Here is a 17,929-nt window from a genome sequence, read left to right on the forward strand (position 1 = left end):
ACCCTTTTTAACGCAAGACCTCTGAGGACACCTCCCAATGGCACGCGACTATCCGCTTCAACGCTATCGCAACTTTGGCATCATGGCGCACATCGATGCCGGCAAGACCACATGTTCGGAACGCATCCTGTTCTACACCGGCAAGAGCCACAACATCGGTGAGGTCCACGACGGTGCGGCCACGATGGACTGGATGGAGCAGGAGCAGGAGCGCGGCATCACCATCACTTCCGCTGCGACGACAACGTTCTGGCAGCGCCAGGAAGAGCCGACAGCAGATGCCACATCCGACACCAAGTACCGGATGAACATCATCGACACGCCCGGCCACGTGGATTTTACCATCGAGGTTGAGCGTTCATTGGCCGTTCTCGACGGCGCGGTTGCCGTGCTTGACGCCAACGCCGGTGTCGAGCCGCAGACAGAGACTGTCTGGCGCCAGGCCGACCGCTACAAGGTGCCGCGCATCGTCTTCGTCAACAAGATGGACAAGATCGGCGCCGACTTCTTCAACTGCGTGAAGATGATCAAGGACCGTACCGGTGCGACACCGGCACCGATCCAGATCCCGATCGGCGCCGAAAACGAGCTTGAGGGCATGGTCGACCTGGTGACCATGAAAGAATGGGTCTGGGCCGGTGAAGACCTCGGCGCGTCCTGGGAACAGCGCGAGATCCGCGACAGCCTCAAGGCACAGGCCGACGAATGGCGCGCCCACCTCATCGAGACTGCGGTCGAGATGGATGATGACGCCATGGAAAACTACCTGATGGACGGCGCAGAGCCGGACGTGGACACGCTGCGCAAGCTGATCCGCAAGGGTACGCTGGCGATCAAATTCATTCCCGTCCTCTGTGGTTCCGCGTTCAAGAACAAGGGCGTGCAGCCTCTGCTGAACGCCGTGATCGACTATCTGCCCAGCCCGCTGGACGTTGTCGATTACATGGGCTTCAAACCCGGTGACGAAACGGAAACCCGCAACATCCCGCGCCGCGCGGATGACGACATGGCGTTCTCGGGCCTTGCGTTCAAAATCATGAACGACCCCTTCGTCGGCTCGCTGACCTTCACCCGCATCTATTCGGGCAAGCTCAACAAGGGTGACAACATCCTGAACTCCACCAAGGGCAAGAAAGAGCGCATCGGCCGTATGATGATGATGCACTCCAACAACCGCGAGGAAATCGAAGAAGCCTTTGCGGGCGACATCATCGCGCTGGCGGGTCTGAAAGACACCACCACAGGTGACACGCTTTGTGCCCAGAACGATCCGGTGGTGCTGGAAACCATGACCTTCCCGGATCCGGTGATCGAGATCGCGGTCGAGCCCAAGACAAAAGCCGACCAGGAAAAGATGTCCGCAGGTCTGGCCCGTCTGGCTGCCGAGGACCCGTCCTTCCGCGTGGAGACCGACCTCGAATCCGGTCAGACCATCATGAAGGGCATGGGCGAACTTCACCTCGACATCCTGGTGGATCGCCTGAAGCGTGAATTCAAGGTCGAAGCGAACATCGGTGCACCGCAGGTGGCTTACCGCGAAACGATTACGCGCGAAGCCGAGATCACCTACACTCACAAGAAGCAGTCCGGTGGTTCCGGTCAGTTCGCCGAGGTGAAGATGATCCTGATGCCGACGGAGCCGGGCGAAGGCTATTCCTTCGAAAGCCGCATCGTCGGTGGTGCCGTGCCCAAGGAATATATCCCGGGTGTGGAAAAGGGTATCAAGTCGGTTCTGGACTCCGGTCCGCTGGCGGGCTTCCCTGTCATCGACTTCAAGGTGGCGCTGATCGACGGTAAGTTCCACGATGTTGACTCTTCGGTGCTGGCGTTCGAAATCGCGGCCCGGATGGGTATGCGCGAAGGCATGAAGAAGGCCGGTGCGAAACTGCTGGAACCGATCATGAAAGTCGAAGTGGTGACGCCCGAGGAATACACCGGCGGCATCATTGGCGACCTCACGTCGCGTCGCGGTCAGGTGCAGGGTCAGGACACACGCGGCAACGCGATTGCGATCGACTGCTTCGTGCCGCTGGCCAACATGTTCGGCTACATCAACACGCTGCGGTCGATGTCGTCGGGCCGTGCGAACTTCACCATGCAGTTCGACCATTACGAGGCCGTGCCGCAGAACATCTCGGACGAAATCCAGTCCAAATTCGCTTGATCCAGCGGTGCGTGGGAAACCACGCACCCTACACAAACCCGTAGGGTGTGTGCCGTGCACGCACCGTTTTGAATAAAAATGAAGGAGCCACACCATGGCAAAGGCAAAGTTTGAACGTAACAAGCCGCACGTTAACATCGGCACGATTGGTCACGTTGACCACGGCAAGACAACGCTGACAGCGGCGATCACGAAGTATTTCGGCGACTTCCGTGCGTATGACCAGATCGACGGCGCACCCGAAGAGAAGGCCCGCGGGATCACCATTTCGACCGCGCATGTGGAATACGAGACCGATGCGCGTCACTACGCCCACGTCGACTGCCCCGGCCACGCCGACTACGTCAAGAACATGATCACCGGTGCGGCGCAGATGGACGGCGCGATCCTGGTTGTGAACGCGGCTGACGGCCCGATGCCCCAGACCCGCGAGCACATCCTGCTGGGCCGCCAGGTGGGCATCCCCACCATGGTTGTCTACATGAACAAGGTCGACCAGGTGGACGACGCGGAACTGCTGGAACTGGTGGAAATGGAAATCCGCGAGCTGCTGTCTTCCTATGAATACCCCGGCGACGACATCCCGGTCATCCCCGGCTCCGCGCTGGCGGCGATGGAAGGCCGCGATCCCGAGATCGGCGAGAATTCGATCCGCGCGCTGATGGCTGCGGTTGACGAATGGATCCCGACCCCCGAGCGTGCGGTTGACCAGCCCTTCCTGATGCCAGTCGAGGACGTGTTCTCGATCTCCGGCCGTGGTACGGTTGTGACCGGCCGTGTGGAACGTGGCGTGATCAATGTGGGCGACGAGATCGAGATCGTCGGCATCCGCGACACCAAGAAGACGACCTGCACAGGCGTTGAAATGTTCCGCAAGCTGCTGGACCGTGGTGAAGCGGGCGACAACATCGGCGCATTGCTGCGTGGTGTGGAGCGTGAAGGCGTCGAGCGTGGCCAGGTGCTGTGCAAGCCGGGTTCCGTGACCCCGCACACCAAGTTCGAAGCCGAAGCCTATATCCTGACCAAGGAAGAGGGTGGCCGTCACACGCCGTTCTTCGCGAACTACCGTCCGCAGTTCTACTTCCGGACCACCGACGTGACCGGCACGGTTCAGCTGAACGAAGGCACCGAGATGGTGATGCCGGGCGACAACGTGTCCTTTGGCGTTGAACTGATCGCGCCGATCGCGATGGAGCAGGGCCTGCGCTTTGCGATCCGCGAAGGCGGCCGCACCGTTGGTGCGGGCGTGGTGTCGAAGATCACCGACTGATCGGGCAGGCGCCCGCAAGGGCGCGCTCCTGCGCACACGAACAGGCAAGGCCGCTCCCACAGGGGGCGGCCTTTGTCGTTGGGGGGTGCGGGGGGCTGTAGCGCGCAGACCGTGCCTGGCGGGGCCTATTGCAGGCCTGTAGGGGGCCGGAGCGGGCAGGGCAGGGGCTCAGGCGCGGAAAGCGGGCTACCTGGCCTTCTTCGCCGCTTTTTCTTCCTTGGTCAGCTTGCTGCCCCATTGATTGTTGCTAAGCCCGAGGTCTTCGCGCATCGGCTTGGTCTTGCCCTTCTTCACCTCTCCGCCCTTGTCCAGGAAGGCCTTGATGAGGGCGGCATCGGTCGTCGGCTTGGGGACTTTCTTCATCGCGTTGGACCTTTTGTTATGGGATGCGACGAGCCTATCGCTGACATGATGCAAAATCCATAGCATGGGATATCGCGCAAACAGAAAGCCCCCGCTGATGTCTCAGCGGGGGCTTTCATATCTCTACATCTTGGTCAGCAGAGGTGCGCGCAGAGCGCACACCCTACGTAGGGTGCGCATTCATGCGCACCGCCTACCAATCTTCTCTGACGACAACCCGTGTCTTGATCAACAACTCCACCAGAATCCAGGCTGTGCGCTTGTTGCCGTCAATAAACCCGTGGTTGCCAACCACGCTTTCCAAAAGCGCAGAAGCCTTTGCCGCGATCGAGCGGTGGTATCCAGAGTATGGCCTCGAAATTGCGGACTGGATGAGGTGAAGGCTGGAAACAGCATCACGACCTCCATAGGTTAGCGCTTCATCGTGAGCGGCCATCGCGTCGGCGAGTGTTATCCTGTAATGGCGTTTACCGATCCGCAAGTCGCTGCAATGCAACGCCTCGCTTGCTGGAGACTTCTTTAATCGTCTTAACCGTCTTCGGGTTGCTTTTCGACGTACTCGTGTTCGTCCCGACTGCGACGAACTTACCGCTTTTTGCGTTACGGGCGATCCAGCCCCCGTTTACTACGGTTTTTTCGTGTTGTTCGCCATGCTCTCCACTCGCACACCAAAAAGCGCTTCATCGCTATATATCATATGCGAGGTATCGTTGCGCAAGAGCCTGTAAGAAGCGGCTGGCAAACAGAAAGCCCCCGCTGATGTCTCAGCGGGGGCTTTCATATCTCTGCGTCTTGGTCAACAGAGGTGCGCGCAGAGCGCACACCCTACGTAGGGTGCGCATTCATGCGCACCGCCTACCAATCTTCTCTGACGACAACCCGTGTCTTGATCGGCAGCTTCATCGCGGCCAGGCGCAGCGCTTCGCGGGCCACGTCGTCACCGACACCGTCGATTTCGAACATGATCCGGCCCGGCTTCACCTTGGCTGCCCAGAAGTCGACGGAACCTTTACCCTTACCCATACGCACTTCGACGGGCTTGGAGGTGACCGGGACATCCGGGAAGATACGGATCCAGACGCGGCCCTGACGCTTCATGTGGCGCGTCATGGCACGGCGTGCGGCTTCGATCTGGCGTGCTGTGACACGCTCAGGCTGCAGCGCCTTCAGGCCGTAGGTGCCAAAGTTCAGGTCAGACCCGCCCTTTGCCAGACCCTTGATCGAGCCTTTGAACTGCTTGCGGAATTTCGTCCGTTTTGGCTGTAGCATCTATCTGCTCCTTACCGGCGACCGCCGGCACCGCGAGGTGCTGGGCCGTCTTGAAGTTCCTGGTGCTTGCGATCGCGGGCACCCGGATCATGTTCCATGATCTCGCCTTTGAAGATCCAGGTCTTGATCCCGATGATGCCATAGGCCGTTTCGGCTTCCACGTGGGCATAGTCGATGTCTGCACGCAGTGTGTGCAGAGGCACGCGGCCCTCGCGGTACCATTCGGTCCGGGCGATCTCGGCACCGCCAAGGCGGCCTGCGAGGTTCACACGGATACCCAGGGCACCCATACGCATGGCGTTCTGAACCGCACGTTTCATGGCGCGGCGGAAGGAAACCCGGCGCTCCAGCTGCTGTGCGATGCTTTCACCGACCAATGCGGCATCCAGTTCGGGCTTGCGGACTTCAACAATGTTGAGGTGCAGTTCCGAGCTGGTCATCTTGGCGATCTTCTGACGCAGACCTTCGATGTCTGCACCCTTCTTGCCGATGATGACGCCGGGACGCGCGGTGTGGATCGTGACGCGGCACTTCTTGTGCGGACGTTCGATGATCACGCGGGCGATACCGGCCTGCTTGCACTCTTCCTTGATGAAGGCGCGGATGGCGAGGTCTTCCAGCAGAAGATCGCCGTAGTCCTTCGTATCGGCATACCAGCGGCTGTCCCAAGTGCGGTTGACCTGCAGGCGCATGCCGATCGGGTTTACTTTGTTACCCATTATGCTTGCTCCTCAACTTGACGCACGACGATGGTGACTTCGGCAAACGGCTTCATGATCTTGCCGAACCGGCCACGCGCACGCGGGCGACCGCGCTTCATGGTCAGGTTCTTGCCGACATAGGCTTCGGCCACGATCAGCTCGTCCACGTCAAGGTTGTGGTTGTTCTCGGCGTTGGCGATGGCGGACTGAAGGCATTTCTTCACGTCCTGCGCGATCCGCTTCTTGGAGAAGGTCAGGTCCGTGAGGGCACGTTCCACCTTCTTGCCGCGGATCAGGCCGGCAACGAGGTTCAGTTTCTGCGGCGACGTCTTCAGCATGCGCAGTTTTGCGCGGGCTTCGTTGTCTGCCACGCGGCGGGGATTTTTATCCTTGCTCATGGCTTATTTCCGCTTTGCTTTTTTGTCGGCGGCATGACCGTAGTAGGTCCGTGTCGGGGAATATTCACCGAACTTCTGACCAATCATGTCTTCGCTGACGTTGACGGGGATGTGCTTGTGACCGTTGTAGACGCCGAACGTCAGGCCAACAAACTGCGGGAGGATCGTGGAACGGCGCGACCAGATCTTGATCACTTCGTTCCGGCCGCTCTCACGCGACGCTTCGGCCTTCTTGAGGACATAAGAGTCGACAAAAGGGCCTTTCCATACTGAACGAGACATCTATTAACGCCCCTTCTTCTTGGCGTGCCGCGAGCGGATGATCAGCTTGCTGGACGCTTTGTTCTTGTTGCGGGTCTTGGCACCCTTTGTCGGCTTGCCCCATGGGGTCACCGGATGACGACCACCAGAGGTCCGGCCTTCACCACCACCATGCGGGTGGTCGATCGGGTTCATCACGACACCACGCACAGAGGGGCGGATGCCCTTGTGACGCATGCGGCCCGCTTTGCCGTAGTTCTGGTTGGAGTTGTCGGGGTTCGACACGGCACCGACGGTGGCCATGCATTCCTGACGCACCAGGCGCAGTTCGCCGCTGCTCAGACGAATCTGGGCATAGCCGCCATCGCGGCCCACGAATTGTGCGTAGGTGCCTGCGGCACGGGCGATCTGACCGCCTTTGCCGGGCTTCATTTCGATGTTGTGGACGATTGTGCCGATGGGCATGCCGGAGAATGGCATTGCGTTGCCCGGCTTGATGTCCTGCTTTGCGCCTGCGATGACCTTGTCGCCGACGGCCAGACGCTGAGGGGCCAGGATATAGGCCTGTTCGCCATCTTCGTACTGGATCAGGGCAATGAAGGCTGTCCGGTTCGGGTCATATTCGATCCGCGCGACAACAGCGGACATGTCCAGCTTGTTGCGTTTGAAATCAACGATACGGTAGAGGCGCTTTGCACCACCACCTGTACGACGCATTGTGATCCGTCCGGTGTTGTTCCGTCCGCCGGATTTGGTCAGACCCTGAGTAAGGGCTTTGACCGGGCGGCCTTTCCAAAGCTCCGAACGGTCGATCAGTACCAGCCCACGCTGGCCCGGCGTCGTCGGTTTGTACGACTTGAGTGCCATGTTGTCTGTCTTCCGTTTAGCTGTGTGCCAGCGCGAGGCTGGCTATGGTTTATAGGGCCCCGAAGGTCCCCGAGGGATTGGCGCACAACCTGTGCACCGGATGTACACAGGGCGTGCACCGCCCGGCATACAAACAACGACAGAGCCCCGGACGAATCCGGGGCTTTGCCGATGGGGTCGTGTAGGGGAGGACGCAGGGAGGGTCAAGTGATTAGACCCCAAATCTCGCGAACTGTCCCCGGCAGCCACATGTCAGTATCCTGAGCCGCCCCTCAATGGGTGATCGGAGACAGCAGGTCAGGGTTAACCACCAGATTGCGGACGCCATGGGCGTGGTCTTCCTCAAACGGGTTGTCCTTGAGCCAGGTTTCGACGGACTGGATGCTCACATGCGCAACCTTGGGCCGGACGTTCCATGTGACCTCAAAAGGTGATGCCTTTTCATTGTACCCCGGCCCGGTTGTCGATCCGGCATAGGTCACGGGTTCCCCCAGCGTTTCCAGCAGATTGGGCGCCTGGTAGTAGCCGTTCACTTTATCAACCTGCGCCAGCTTGGTGAAATCCAGCGCCTGTTCATCGTTCACCAGGACCATCACCTCGGCCTCGACCCGCAGCTGCGGGTTGCCGATGGCATCGTTCAGGCAGGCCCCCAATGTCGGGCCCGGTTCAACCTGAGCGGTGGAATAGACAAAGTGAACCTCGATGGTGTCACCTGGCTCAAGATCGCCATGCTCGTTGACACCGACCTTGTGATCCAGCGGCGCAAGTTCGGCTGCGGTCAATTCACCATCATACTTGAAGCCGGTTCCGTTGCCGTGGCCATCGCCATTTCCGGCGTAGGTCGTGAACTCGCCGCCGCGGTGCTCCGCGTTTTCGTGGAAGTGGATGTTGCAAAGGTTCATCTGCGTATAGGCAGGTGCCGCACCAAAGACGCGCGGGTTGCTGCCCGTGGTCACGCTGATGTCACGCGGGGATTGCGGCCCAAAGCCAACGCCGTCGGCGCTGGAGGCAAGTGCCGCGCGCTGTTCGGCAATGGTGGAGTCGGAGGCATCAACGGGTTCATCGGCGAAGGCAGTGTTGAACAGCGCAATCGACGCGAATGCTGCCACAAGATATTGTCTCATTTTAGAGTCCATAATAGTTCCTGTAACGGACCGGACCATGGATATGCGGACTGTACCTCGGCAGGTCCAAACTCCAATCCTGCGCTTGGCATACTCCTCATCAGCACAGGCTGTATAGGTTCTAAGGCTCAGAATTTGCTTACAAATATGTAAGGTAGATTGCCGCCGGCGGTGCAAATGCGCTAAACCTGCACCGCGAAACAGAAAAAGGCCCCCCGCTTGCGCGGAGGGCCTTTGCGTCTTTTCGCGTCTCGGGCCTTACAGCCCGGTGGAGACGTCGATCGTGTTGCCTTCTTCAAGCGTCACATAGGCCTTCTTGACGTCCCGGCGTGTGCCGATCTGGCCACGGAAACGCTTGACCTTGCCCTTGGTGATGGTCGTGTTCACGGCCTTCACCTTGACACCAAAGAGCGCCTCTACGGCCTCCTTGATCTGGGGCTTGTTGCTGCCCATCGCCACTTCAAAGACGACGGCGTTGTTTTCCGACGCCATTGTCGCTTTCTCGGTGATGATCGGCTTGCGGATCACGTCGTAATGTTCGTGCTTGGCGGTCATTTCAAACGGGCCTCCAGTGCTTCGATCCCCGCCTTGGTGATCACCAGGGTGTCACGCTTGAGGATGTCGTAAACGTTTGCGCCCATTGTCGGCAGGATATCCAGACCTTCGATGTTGCGCGCGGCTTGCAGGAAGTTCTCATTCACGGTTGCACCGTCAATGATCAGCGCCCGCTTCCAGCCGAGGTTTTTCACCTGTTTGGCCAGAGCTGCTGTTTTGCCATCGGACATCGCGTCATCAATGATGACCAATGCACCGGCTTTCGCCTTGGCGGACAGCGCGTGGCGCAGGCCCAGCTTGCGGAACTTCTTGGTCAGTTCGTGACCGTGGCTGCGCGGGGTCGGGCCCTTGTAGATACCACCCTTGCGGAAGATCGGTGCAGAACGCGCGCCGTGGCGTGCGCCGCCGGTGCCTTTCTGGCGATAGATCTTCTTGGTCGAGTAGCTCACTTCGGACCGTGTCTTGACCTTGTGCGTGCCTTGCTGGGCGTTGTTACGCTGCCAGCGCACGACGCGGTGCAGGATGTCGGCGCGCGGCTCAAGGCCGAACAGGGCCTCGTCCAGGTCTACCGATCCGGCCTTGCCGCCGTCGAGTTTGATGACATCGAGTTTCATGCGTCACCTTCTTTCTTGTCTTCGTCAGCGGCCGGCTCATCGGAACCTTCGGCTGCGATTTCGGCTTCAGCGGCTTTCAGCGCTTCGGCTTCGGCTGCTGCTTGCTCTTCGGCCAGACGCTTGGCTTCGGCTTCTGCCTCGGCTGCGGCTGCGGCGGCTGCTTCTTCAGCGGCTTTCGCGGCTTCGTCGGCGGCGGACTTCAGCGCGGCGGGCAGGATTGCGTCATCGGGGAACGGTTTCTTGACCGCGTCCTTGACGGTGACCCAGCCACCCTTGGAGCCGGGGACGGCGCCCTTGACCATGATCAGACCACGTGCGCTGTCGGTTTTGACAACTTCGAGGTTCTGGGTGGTGACACGGGCAGCACCCATGTGACCGGCCATCTTCTTGCCCTTGAACACCTTGCCGGGGTCCTGACACTGGCCTGTGGAACCGTGCGAACGGTGCGAGATCGACACACCGTGCGAGGCCCGCAGACCGCCGAAGTTGTGGCGCTTCATCGCACCGGCAAAACCTTTACCGATGGAGGTGCCTGCAACGTCAACATACTGACCGGCAAAGTAATGGTCCGCGATGATTTCCTCACCAACGGGGATCAGGTTTTCCGCGTCCACGCGGAACTCGGCAACCTTGCGCTTGGGTTCAACCTTGGCGGCGGCAAAGTGGCCGCGCATCGCCTGGGAGGTCCGCTTGACCTTGGCTGTGCCCGCACCGAGCTGAACGGCGGTATAGCCGTCTTTTTCGGTGGTACGCTGTGCGACAACCTGAAGCTTGTCGAGTTGAAGAACGGTAACGGGGATCTGACGCCCGTCTTCCATGAACAGTCGGGTCATGCCGACTTTTTTCGCAATAACGCCTGAGCGCAACATGTTCTTGCCCTCCTTACGATTGCAGCTTGATCTCGACGTCCACACCAGCGGCCAGGTCGAGCTTCATCAGCGCGTCCACGGTCTGGGGAGTCGGATCAACGATGTCCAGCAGGCGCTTGTGCGTGCGGATCTCGAATTGGTCACGGGATTTCTTGTCAACGTGGGGACCACGCAGAACGGTGAATTTCTCGATCTTGTTCGGCAGCGGAATGGGGCCGCGAACGGAGGCGCCGGTGCGTTTGGCGGTGTTGACGATTTCCTGAGTGGAGGCATCAAGCACCCGGTAATCAAACGCCTTCAGGCGAATGCGGATGTTCTGGCTTTGAGCCATGTGCAAATCCCTTGTCTTTGGGATGTCAACGGATTGGAGGACAGGCGCTCATCGCTCGCCCTCGTCGCGTCTTGATGTGTAACTGAAACGGGGCGCGTGTGGACGCACCCCGACTCAATGGCCGTGCTATAGGGGATGCGGGGGGAGGTGGCAAGGGGCGAGTTCTGACTGCTGGCCGATCTGCAGGGACCTGCCCGAACGGCTGTAGGCTCAGTCCTTGCGGCGCAACAGGGTTCTGATCTCGCGCTCTATGGTGCCTTCGCGCACGCGTCGAAACAACAGGTCCAGCCCGCCGGGGGCCAGCGTGCGGTGGAATTCCTGCATCTCGTAATCCCCCGCCGGGTCGATGAACAGCGAGAAGACGGAGAAAGTGTCGCCCTCAATCCGGGCCCAGACAAAGGGTTCGCCCTGCAAGGGGTCCAGCGGCGTGGCCTTGCCGAAAAGGTTCGTCTTCATCGCGGATTGATAGATGTTGTCGCGGGCGCTGGGGACGAATCCGATGGAATAGGATTTTTCCTTGATCCGGCCGTCCTCGCGGTGGGTGGCGGAGGTCCAGCTGAGTTTGAACCCCTCCTTGGTCGGCGCGATGGTGACGCTCATGTCCCGTTTCTGCGGGATGCCGTCCACCATCACCTCCGCTTCGCCTTCGTAGGAGCCGACAAAATCCTTGATGGTTGCGGCATGGGTGATCGCGGGGATCAGCGTCATGCAGAACGCGAGGATGAGCGCCAGCAGGAGGGCAGGCGGAAACCGGAGGGGGGAGAGGCGAACTGTCATTCTGGAACCTTACCGCGTTTGGCGTGGCAGTGTCAGGATTCTTTGCTGTGCAATGCGCGCGCTGTGCTGCGGCAGGCACCGGCACCGGTTATTGATATATATATCGTGGAACCTGTCGCGCCGCATGGGCGTTGATCACGAAATATTGACAATTTTACAGGGCCGCGCGGCCCGCAGGGGGAAACACATCATGGCTGACAGCAAGAAGACATCGTGGAACACGGAACTGTTGGCGGTCGGTGCGGTGGCGGTTCTTGGCTGGGGCACGGCGCTTTACTTTGTTACGGCGCAGTCGCAATCGGATCGGACGATCCAGCAGCTTGAAAGCGACATCAGCCAGCGCGCCGAGGCCAGCGGAACTGTCGAGGATCTGCAGGCCCGGATCGCCAGCCTGCAACCCGAAGTCGCGACGCTGGAGGGGGATCGCGATGCGGTCCAGGGCGAGATCGACACGCTGCAGCCACAGCTGGACGGGTTGCGCAACCAGCAATCCGAAGCCGAGAACACAATCGCGCAACAGCAGCAAAAGATCGAGGAACTGGAAGCGCTGCTGGCGCCGATGCGGGAAGAGATCGCCGGGTTCGAGCAACGCAAGAGCGGCCTTACCACGGAAATCGACGCGCAGTCGCAGGAGCTGAACGATGTGAACGCCCGCCTTGAAGAGGCGCGGTCCGAAGAAGCGACATTGCGCGAGACTCTGGCAAGCCTGACCGACGACAGCGCGCGCCTGTCAGAGGATGCTGCGGCCGCCGAAAAGAAGATGCAGGAACTGACGCAGCAGGAGACGGATCTGCGCGCGCAGGTGACCACGATGGAAACCAGCTTGACCGAGATGGAAGCACGCAGGCAGACGCTGCAATCCGACATCGAGCGGCTGACGGCAGAGCGCAGCGCATTGGCCACCGACGTGGAACAGGCGGAGGCGCAGCGGCAGGAGGTCCAGCAGATGGTGACCGAGCTGACCGCGAACCTTGAGGAACGGTCGAACGCGCTGCTTGAGGCGGAACGGCGGATGAGCGAATTGCAATCGGGGGATACAGCCCAGGGCAGCGAAGCGACAGCGCCCGGCGATGGCACTGCGGCAGAGGGGGCGGAGGACAACCCCCGGGATGGCGATAAAGCGGTTCAATCCGGCACGGATGAGGCGGCTGCGGAGGGCACCGCCGCCGAAGGATCGGAAAACGCCGATGCGCCGGCTGGTGATGCCCAGTCAGATGCCGGTTCGGACAGCGAAAGCACGGAGGATGCCGGTACTGCGGATCAACCGGCCGGTGACACGGAAGAAGCCCCCAAACCCACCGACAAGTGATCGCGCGCACATTATATAGTGCAGATATAGTAAAGCAGAGCCAGACCCCCGTCCGCGCAGCTACCGGCGGGGGCATTGCTGCGCTGACCTGCCAGCGTCAGCCCCAGCTGTAGTTGAAGCTGACGGAGATGCGGTCGTCCTCGGACATGTTCATCGGCACCTCGTGGCGCAGCCAGCTTTCCCACAGCAGGACATCACCCACCTTGGGCGCGACATAGGCAAATGTGCGCATTTCGGGCCGGGCCTCCTTCAGCCGTCCCGGCGCGGCCATCATCATCGGCAGGCGCGGGTCCTCGAACTTGATGGCGCTGGCCCCGTCGGGCATGGCGACATAGGTCGTGCCGGAAATCACCGAATGCGGATGCAGGTGGCCGGTGTGGATGCCACCTTCGGGCAGGATGTTGATCCACAGGTCCTCAAGCTTCAGCTTTTTGCCATCCAGGTCGAATTGCAGATCCCTGGCAAAATCCGCCACATGTTTGTCCAGCGCCTTGACCAGATCCTTGAAGATCGGAAAGCGGTAGGGCAGGTCGGTCAGCGAGGCATAGGAGGTATAGCCGGGGTATCCGTTGTCTTCCGACCATTGCTGCCCCGCCTCGTCATCCTCTGCGATGGAATAACAGGAGGCCTCCATCTCGTCCGGGTCGATGGCAGGGCCATGCGCAGACAGGGCGGCATGGTAAAGGCGGGTCACGAAGAGGGATCTGATATCGGTCATGGCGGCTGGATACCCCAGTGACGCGGGCAAGGCGAGTGGTAAGAAGGGGCGAAGTGACGGTCTTTGCCACGCAAAATGGCCCAATCCGACAACAGGGGTTGCGTTAAATCGGCTCCCGGCGTATTGGCACCCTTCATCATGAACTCCACCAGAATCATGGTCACCCTTTAGGGGCCTGCTGGTGATGTTGAAAGGAAAGCGTCAATGAACGCCAAGGAACTGCATGACAAGACGCCGGATCAGCTCCGGGACGAGCTTGTCAACCTGAAGAAAGAAGCCTTCAACCTGCGCTTCCAGCAAGCCACCGGCCAGCTGGAAAACCCCGCACGTCTGCGTACCGTCAAGCGTGACGTCGCCCGTGTGAAAACAGTGTTGAACCAAAAGGCCGCTCAAGCGGCTGCTGCGGAATAAGGAGAGCACCTATGCCCAAGCGTATCTTGTCCGGTGTCGTGACCTCCGACGCAAATGAACAGACAGTCACCGTTTCCGTGGAACGCCGTTTCACGCACCCGGTTCTGAAAAAGACCATCCGTAAGTCCAAGAAGTACCGGGCGCACGATGAGAACAACACATTCAAGGTGGGCGACAGTGTCCGCATCATCGAATGTGCACCAAAGTCGAAAACCAAACGTTGGGAAGTGCTGCAGACCGCTGAGGCCTGAAGCACCAACCGTTAATCGAAACCCTGGGGACAAGGCACGCATCGCCCCCCAAAGGTCGGGAGAAACCAAATGATCCAGATGCAGACCAACCTGGATGTTGCTGACAACAGCGGCGCACGCCGTGTTCAGTGCATCAAGGTCCTGGGTGGTTCCAAGCGTAAGTACGCGTCCGTCGGCGACATCATTGTCGTGTCGGTCAAGGAAGCCATCCCCCGCGGTCGTGTGAAAAAGGGCGACGTCCGCAAGGCCGTCGTTGTTCGCACCGCCAAGGAAGTACGTCGTGACGATGGCACCGCCATCCGCTTCGACCGTAACGCCGCCGTCATCCTGAACAACAACAACGAGCCGATCGGTACACGTATCTTTGGCCCGGTTGTGCGCGAGTTGCGCGGCAAGAACTTCATGAAGATCATCTCGCTTGCGCCGGAGGTGCTGTAATGGCTGCTAAACTTCGCAAAGGTGACAAGGTCATCGTTCTGGCAGGCAAGGACAAGGGCAAGACGGGTTCGATCACGTCTGTTGACCCGAAATCCGGCAAGGCCGTTGTGGACGGGATCAACATTTCCATCCGCGCCACACGCCAGTCCCAGGAAAGCCAGGGCGGCCGCATCCCCAAGGCGATGCCGATCGACCTGAGCAACCTCGCCATCGTCGATGCCAATGGCAAGGCGACACGCGTGGGCTTCAAAATCGAAGGCGACAAGAAAGTGCGCTTTGCAAAAACCACGGGGGACGTGATCGATGCTTGATACTGCAACCTACACACCCCGTCTTCTGAGCGTCTACCGCGACGAGATCCGCGCCAAGATGCGTGAAGAGTTCGGCTACAAGAACGACATGATGATTCCGCGCCTCGACAAGATCGTGCTGAACATCGGTTGTGGTGCCGAAGCCGTGCGTGACAGCAAGAAGGCCAAGAGCGCGCAGGAAGACCTGACCGCGATCGCGGGCCAGAAAGCCATGACCACCGTGGCCAAGAAATCCATCGCCGGTTTCCGTGTGCGTGAAGACATGCCGCTGGGTGCGAAAGTGACCCTGCGCGGTGAGCGCATGTATGAATTCCTGGATCGTCTGATCACGATCGCAATGCCCCGTATCCGCGACTTCCGCGGTATCTCGGGCAAGTCTTTCGACGGCCGCGGCAACTATGCCATGGGCCTGAAAGAGCACATCGTGTTCCCCGAAATCGATTTCGACAAGGTCGATGAGACCTGGGGTATGGACATCGTCATCGCCACAACGGCGAAAACCGACGCAGAAGCGAAAGCATTGTTGAAAGCCTTCAACATGCCTTTCAACTCCTGAGCGCGGGGAAGGATTAGATATGGCTAAGAAATCCATGATCGCACGCGAAAAGAAGCGTGAAGCACTGGTCAAGAAATACGCAGCAAAGCGTGCCGCGCTGAAAGAGATCATCAGCGATGAAAGCAAGCCGATGGAAGAGCGTTTCCGCGCCTCCCTGAAGCTGGCGAAACTGCCCCGCAACTCCAGCGCTGTGCGCCTGCACAACCGCTGCCAGCTGACGGGCCGTCCGCACGCCTATTACCGTAAACTCAAAATCTCGCGTATCGCGCTGCGTGATCTCGGCTCCTCGGGCCAGATCCCCGGCATGGTCAAGTCGAGCTGGTAAGGAGCGCATCAGATGAACGATCCTATCGCAGATATGCTGACACGCATCCGCAACAGCCAGATGCGCGGCAAGTCCACCGTCATGACACCGGCTTCCAAGCTGCGTGCCTGGGTGCTGGATGTGCTGGCCGACGAAGGCTACATTCGCGGCTATGAAAAGATGACGGGCGCCGACGGCCACCCCGCCATCGAAATCAGCCTGAAGTACTACGAGGGTGAACCTGTCATTCGCGAGCTGAAGCGGGTTTCCAAGCCCGGTCGCCGCGTCTACATGGGCGCCAATGACATCCCGCAGGTCCGTCAGGGTCTGGGTGTGTCGATTGTCTCCACCCCCAAAGGTGTGATGTCGGATGCTGCTGCACGGACTGCCAATGTTGGCGGCGAAGTGCTCTGCACCGTATTCTAAGGAGAATTCGATGTCTCGTATTGGTAAAAAACCGGTCGCACTGCCCAGCGGTGTTTCCGCGTCCGTTTCCGGCCAGACCGTCGAAGTGAAAGGCCCCAAGGGGACCCGCAGCTTCAAGGCGACCGACGATGTGACCATCACGGTCGAGGACAATGTGATCACCGTGACGCCGCGCGGCAAGTCCAAGCGCGCGCGCCAGCAGTGGGGCATGTCCCGCACCATGGTGGCGAACCTCGTCACCGGTGTGACCGACGGCTTCAAGAAAGAGCTGGAAATCCAGGGTGTTGGTTATCGTGCCGCGATGACCGGCAACACTCTGAAACTGAACCTCGGCCTGTCGCATGACGTGGACTATGTTGCGCCCGAAGGCGTGACCGTCTCTGCGCCCAAGCAGACCGAAATCGTTGTGGAAGGCATTGACGAACAGCTTGTTGGTCAGGTTGCTTCGAACATCCGCGCGTGGCGCAAGCCCGAGCCCTACAAGGGCAAGGGCATCCGCTACAAGGGCGAGTTCATCTTCCGCAAAGAAGGCAAGAAGAAGTAAGGAACGCAAAGATGGCAAACACGAAAAGACAGTTGTTTATCAAACGCCGCCTGCGCGTTCGGAACAAGCTTCGCCGCGTCAACGCCGGGCGCCTGCGCCTCAGCGTGCACCGGTCTTCCAAGAACATCAGCGTTCAGCTGATCGACGATGTGGCTGGCAAGACAATCGCTTCCGCCTCCTCCCTGGAAAAGGATCTGGGCGTGGTCGGCAAGAACAACATCGACGCGGCAACCAAGGTTGGTGCGGCGATTGCGGAGCGTGCCAAGAAGGCCGGCGTGGAAGAAGCATACTTTGACCGGGGCGGTTTCCTGTTCCACGGCAAGGTGAAGGCGCTTGCAGATGCGGCCCGCGAAGGCGGTCTGAAAATCTAAGTGGCGGTGCGCAGTGAATGCGCACCCTACGATCAAAAAAGCTGTAGGGTGCGCATTCACTGCGCACCTTCGATGATCCGGGGGCCACATGCCCACCTGGATTGACCAAACAGGGCACAGGCCCGCAGAACAAGGAGGCCGCAAATGGCCAGAGATGACAACCGTGGGGGCAACCGCCGCAACCAGCGCGAAGAGACCCCGGAATTTGCAGACCGCCTTGTGGCGATCAACCGCGTGTCCAAGACCGTCAAGGGTGGTAAGCGCTTTGGCTTTGCCGCACTTGTCGTTGTCGGCGACCAGAAAGGCCGCGTCGGCTTTGGCAAGGGTAAGGCCAAGGAAGTCCCCGAGGCGATCCGCAAGGCCACAGAGCAGGCCAAGCGCCAGATGATCCGCGTTCAACTGCGCGAAGGCCGCACTCTGCACCACGACATGGCCGGCCGTCACGGCGCGGGCAAGGTCGTGATGCGCAGCGCACCGGAAGGTACCGGGATCATCGCCGGTGGTCCGATGCGTGCCGTTTTCGAAATGCTGGGCGTCAAGGACGTTGTGTCCAAGTCCATCGGTTCGCAGAACCCCTACAACATGATCCGCGCCACCATGGACGGCCTGCGCAAAGAGCAGTCGCCCCGTTCCGTGGCGCAGCGTCGCGGCAAGAAGGTCGCGGACATTCTGCCCAAGCGTGAAGATGCCGTTGAAACATCTTCGCAAGTAGCCGAGGAGGCCTAAA

27 protein-coding genes are annotated in these 17,929 nt (G+C 59.9%); 13 read left to right on the forward strand and 14 right to left on the reverse strand.

The annotated features are described in order from the left end of the window. Positions 1 to 37: 37 nt before the first annotated feature. Together fusA and tuf are read left to right on the forward strand one after the other, a co-directional pair. Entirely contained in the window at positions 38 to 2,164 is a 2,127-nt protein-coding gene (gene fusA, locus O4H53_RS17415) for an elongation factor G (RefSeq protein WP_269365817.1), read from the forward strand. Between the two features lie 94 nt (positions 2,165 to 2,258). Beyond that, positions 2,259 to 3,434 (forward strand): elongation factor Tu, encoded by a 1,176-nt coding sequence (gene tuf, locus O4H53_RS17420; protein ID WP_269365791.1) that lies wholly within the window; start codon positions 2,259 to 2,261, stop codon positions 3,432 to 3,434. A 186-nt stretch (positions 3,435 to 3,620) separates the two neighbouring features. Here tuf and O4H53_RS17425 read toward each other — a convergent pair whose 3' ends face one another. The 13 genes from O4H53_RS17425 to O4H53_RS17485 form a co-directional block, all read right to left on the reverse strand. After that, entirely contained in the window at positions 3,621 to 3,797 is a 177-nt protein-coding gene (locus O4H53_RS17425) for a hypothetical protein (protein ID WP_269365818.1), read from the reverse strand. 193 nt (positions 3,798 to 3,990) lie between these two features. Then, on the reverse strand, positions 3,991 to 4,233 hold the full coding sequence (locus tag O4H53_RS27200) for a Fic family protein (RefSeq protein ID WP_443069615.1): 243 nt from the start codon (positions 4,231 to 4,233) through the stop codon (positions 3,991 to 3,993). Between the two features lie 419 nt (positions 4,234 to 4,652). Beyond that, a complete protein-coding gene (gene rplP / locus O4H53_RS17435) occupies positions 4,653 to 5,066 on the reverse strand; it encodes a 50S ribosomal protein L16 (protein ID WP_067296658.1) in 414 nt (137 codons plus the stop codon). 11 nt (positions 5,067 to 5,077) lie between these two features. After that, complete coding sequence (rpsC, locus tag O4H53_RS17440) at positions 5,078 to 5,785, reverse strand: 30S ribosomal protein S3 (protein ID WP_067296660.1); 708 nt, start codon at positions 5,783 to 5,785, stop codon at positions 5,078 to 5,080. Then, on the reverse strand, positions 5,785 to 6,165 hold the full coding sequence (gene rplV, locus O4H53_RS17445; protein WP_025054725.1) for a 50S ribosomal protein L22: 381 nt from the start codon (positions 6,163 to 6,165) through the stop codon (positions 5,785 to 5,787). Before rplV ends, rpsC begins: the two co-directional genes overlap by 1 nt. A gap of 3 nt (positions 6,166 to 6,168) precedes the next feature. Then, on the reverse strand, positions 6,169 to 6,447 hold the full coding sequence (gene rpsS / locus O4H53_RS17450; protein WP_067296663.1) for a 30S ribosomal protein S19: 279 nt from the start codon (positions 6,445 to 6,447) through the stop codon (positions 6,169 to 6,171). Positions 6,448 to 6,450: 3 nt separating this feature from the next. Continuing rightward, a complete protein-coding gene (gene rplB / locus O4H53_RS17455; protein ID WP_067296666.1) occupies positions 6,451 to 7,293 on the reverse strand; it encodes a 50S ribosomal protein L2 in 843 nt (280 codons plus the stop codon). A gap of 272 nt (positions 7,294 to 7,565) precedes the next feature. Further along, entirely contained in the window at positions 7,566 to 8,417 is an 852-nt protein-coding gene (locus tag O4H53_RS17460; RefSeq protein WP_269365825.1) for a delta-class carbonic anhydrase, read from the reverse strand. A 258-nt stretch (positions 8,418 to 8,675) separates the two neighbouring features. Continuing rightward, the gene (locus O4H53_RS17465; protein WP_067296670.1) at positions 8,676 to 8,972 is read right to left on the reverse strand and encodes a 50S ribosomal protein L23; all 297 of its coding nucleotides are present in this window, start codon (positions 8,970 to 8,972) and stop codon (positions 8,676 to 8,678) included. Beyond that, positions 8,969 to 9,586: a 50S ribosomal protein L4 gene (gene rplD, locus O4H53_RS17470; RefSeq protein WP_067296672.1), complete on the reverse strand. Its 618-nt coding sequence runs from the start codon at positions 9,584 to 9,586 to the stop codon at positions 8,969 to 8,971. Before rplD ends, O4H53_RS17465 begins: the two co-directional genes overlap by 4 nt. Then, positions 9,583 to 10,455: a 50S ribosomal protein L3 gene (gene rplC, locus O4H53_RS17475; protein ID WP_269365828.1), complete on the reverse strand. Its 873-nt coding sequence runs from the start codon at positions 10,453 to 10,455 to the stop codon at positions 9,583 to 9,585. Before rplC ends, rplD begins: the two co-directional genes overlap by 4 nt. 13 nt (positions 10,456 to 10,468) lie before the next feature. Then, positions 10,469 to 10,786, reverse strand: coding sequence for a 30S ribosomal protein S10 (gene rpsJ, locus O4H53_RS17480; protein WP_005849850.1), 318 nt, complete (start codon positions 10,784 to 10,786; stop codon positions 10,469 to 10,471). Positions 10,787 to 10,996: 210 nt separating this feature from the next. Then, positions 10,997 to 11,563: a hypothetical protein gene (locus O4H53_RS17485; protein WP_269365835.1), complete on the reverse strand. Its 567-nt coding sequence runs from the start codon at positions 11,561 to 11,563 to the stop codon at positions 10,997 to 10,999. A 190-nt stretch (positions 11,564 to 11,753) separates the two neighbouring features. On the opposite strand from O4H53_RS17485, the gene O4H53_RS17490 reads away from it, so the two are divergent. Further along, the gene (locus O4H53_RS17490) at positions 11,754 to 12,872 is read left to right on the forward strand and encodes a hypothetical protein (RefSeq protein ID WP_269365837.1); all 1,119 of its coding nucleotides are present in this window, start codon (positions 11,754 to 11,756) and stop codon (positions 12,870 to 12,872) included. Between the two features lie 97 nt (positions 12,873 to 12,969). Here the strand turns inward: O4H53_RS17490 and O4H53_RS17495 are convergent, their stop codons facing one another. Beyond that, on the reverse strand, positions 12,970 to 13,590 hold the full coding sequence (locus O4H53_RS17495) for a 2OG-Fe(II) oxygenase family protein (protein ID WP_269365838.1): 621 nt from the start codon (positions 13,588 to 13,590) through the stop codon (positions 12,970 to 12,972). Between the two features lie 204 nt (positions 13,591 to 13,794). Here O4H53_RS17495 and rpmC point away from each other — a divergent pair, with 204 nt between their 5' ends. From rpmC to rpsE, 10 genes are all read left to right on the forward strand, one after another. Next, a complete protein-coding gene (rpmC, locus tag O4H53_RS17500) occupies positions 13,795 to 14,001 on the forward strand; it encodes a 50S ribosomal protein L29 (RefSeq protein WP_269365840.1) in 207 nt (68 codons plus the stop codon). 11 nt (positions 14,002 to 14,012) lie between these two features. Further along, a complete protein-coding gene (gene rpsQ / locus O4H53_RS17505) occupies positions 14,013 to 14,252 on the forward strand; it encodes a 30S ribosomal protein S17 (RefSeq protein WP_269365841.1) in 240 nt (79 codons plus the stop codon). 69 nt (positions 14,253 to 14,321) lie between these two features. Beyond that, on the forward strand, positions 14,322 to 14,690 hold the full coding sequence (gene rplN, locus O4H53_RS17510; protein WP_067296687.1) for a 50S ribosomal protein L14: 369 nt from the start codon (positions 14,322 to 14,324) through the stop codon (positions 14,688 to 14,690). Then, on the forward strand, positions 14,690 to 15,001 hold the full coding sequence (gene rplX / locus O4H53_RS17515) for a 50S ribosomal protein L24 (RefSeq protein WP_067296689.1): 312 nt from the start codon (positions 14,690 to 14,692) through the stop codon (positions 14,999 to 15,001). Before rplN ends, rplX begins: the two co-directional genes overlap by 1 nt. Then, positions 14,994 to 15,557 carry a 50S ribosomal protein L5 gene (rplE, locus tag O4H53_RS17520; protein ID WP_269365843.1) on the forward strand — a complete coding sequence of 188 codons (564 nt, stop codon included), beginning with the start codon at positions 14,994 to 14,996 and terminating at the stop codon, positions 15,555 to 15,557. Before rplX ends, rplE begins: the two co-directional genes overlap by 8 nt. Positions 15,558 to 15,576: 19 nt before the next feature. Further along, positions 15,577 to 15,882, forward strand: a complete 306-nt coding sequence (rpsN, locus tag O4H53_RS17525; protein ID WP_114273610.1) for a 30S ribosomal protein S14 — start codon at positions 15,577 to 15,579, stop codon at positions 15,880 to 15,882. A 12-nt stretch (positions 15,883 to 15,894) separates the two neighbouring features. Next, the gene (gene rpsH, locus O4H53_RS17530; protein ID WP_067296696.1) at positions 15,895 to 16,287 is read left to right on the forward strand and encodes a 30S ribosomal protein S8; all 393 of its coding nucleotides are present in this window, start codon (positions 15,895 to 15,897) and stop codon (positions 16,285 to 16,287) included. A gap of 10 nt (positions 16,288 to 16,297) precedes the next feature. Further along, entirely contained in the window at positions 16,298 to 16,831 is a 534-nt protein-coding gene (gene rplF / locus O4H53_RS17535; RefSeq protein WP_269365847.1) for a 50S ribosomal protein L6, read from the forward strand. A gap of 11 nt (positions 16,832 to 16,842) precedes the next feature. Continuing rightward, positions 16,843 to 17,202, forward strand: coding sequence for a 50S ribosomal protein L18 (rplR, locus tag O4H53_RS17540; protein WP_114273608.1), 360 nt, complete (start codon positions 16,843 to 16,845; stop codon positions 17,200 to 17,202). Positions 17,203 to 17,346: 144 nt separating this feature from the next. Then, a complete protein-coding gene (rpsE, locus tag O4H53_RS17545; RefSeq protein WP_114273607.1) occupies positions 17,347 to 17,928 on the forward strand; it encodes a 30S ribosomal protein S5 in 582 nt (193 codons plus the stop codon). The last annotated feature ends 1 nt before the right edge of the window (position 17,929 follow it).

The organism is Sulfitobacter sp. G21635-S1 (assembly GCF_027213915.1).
In the GTDB taxonomy this organism is placed as follows: Bacteria; Pseudomonadota; Alphaproteobacteria; order Rhodobacterales; family Rhodobacteraceae; genus Sulfitobacter.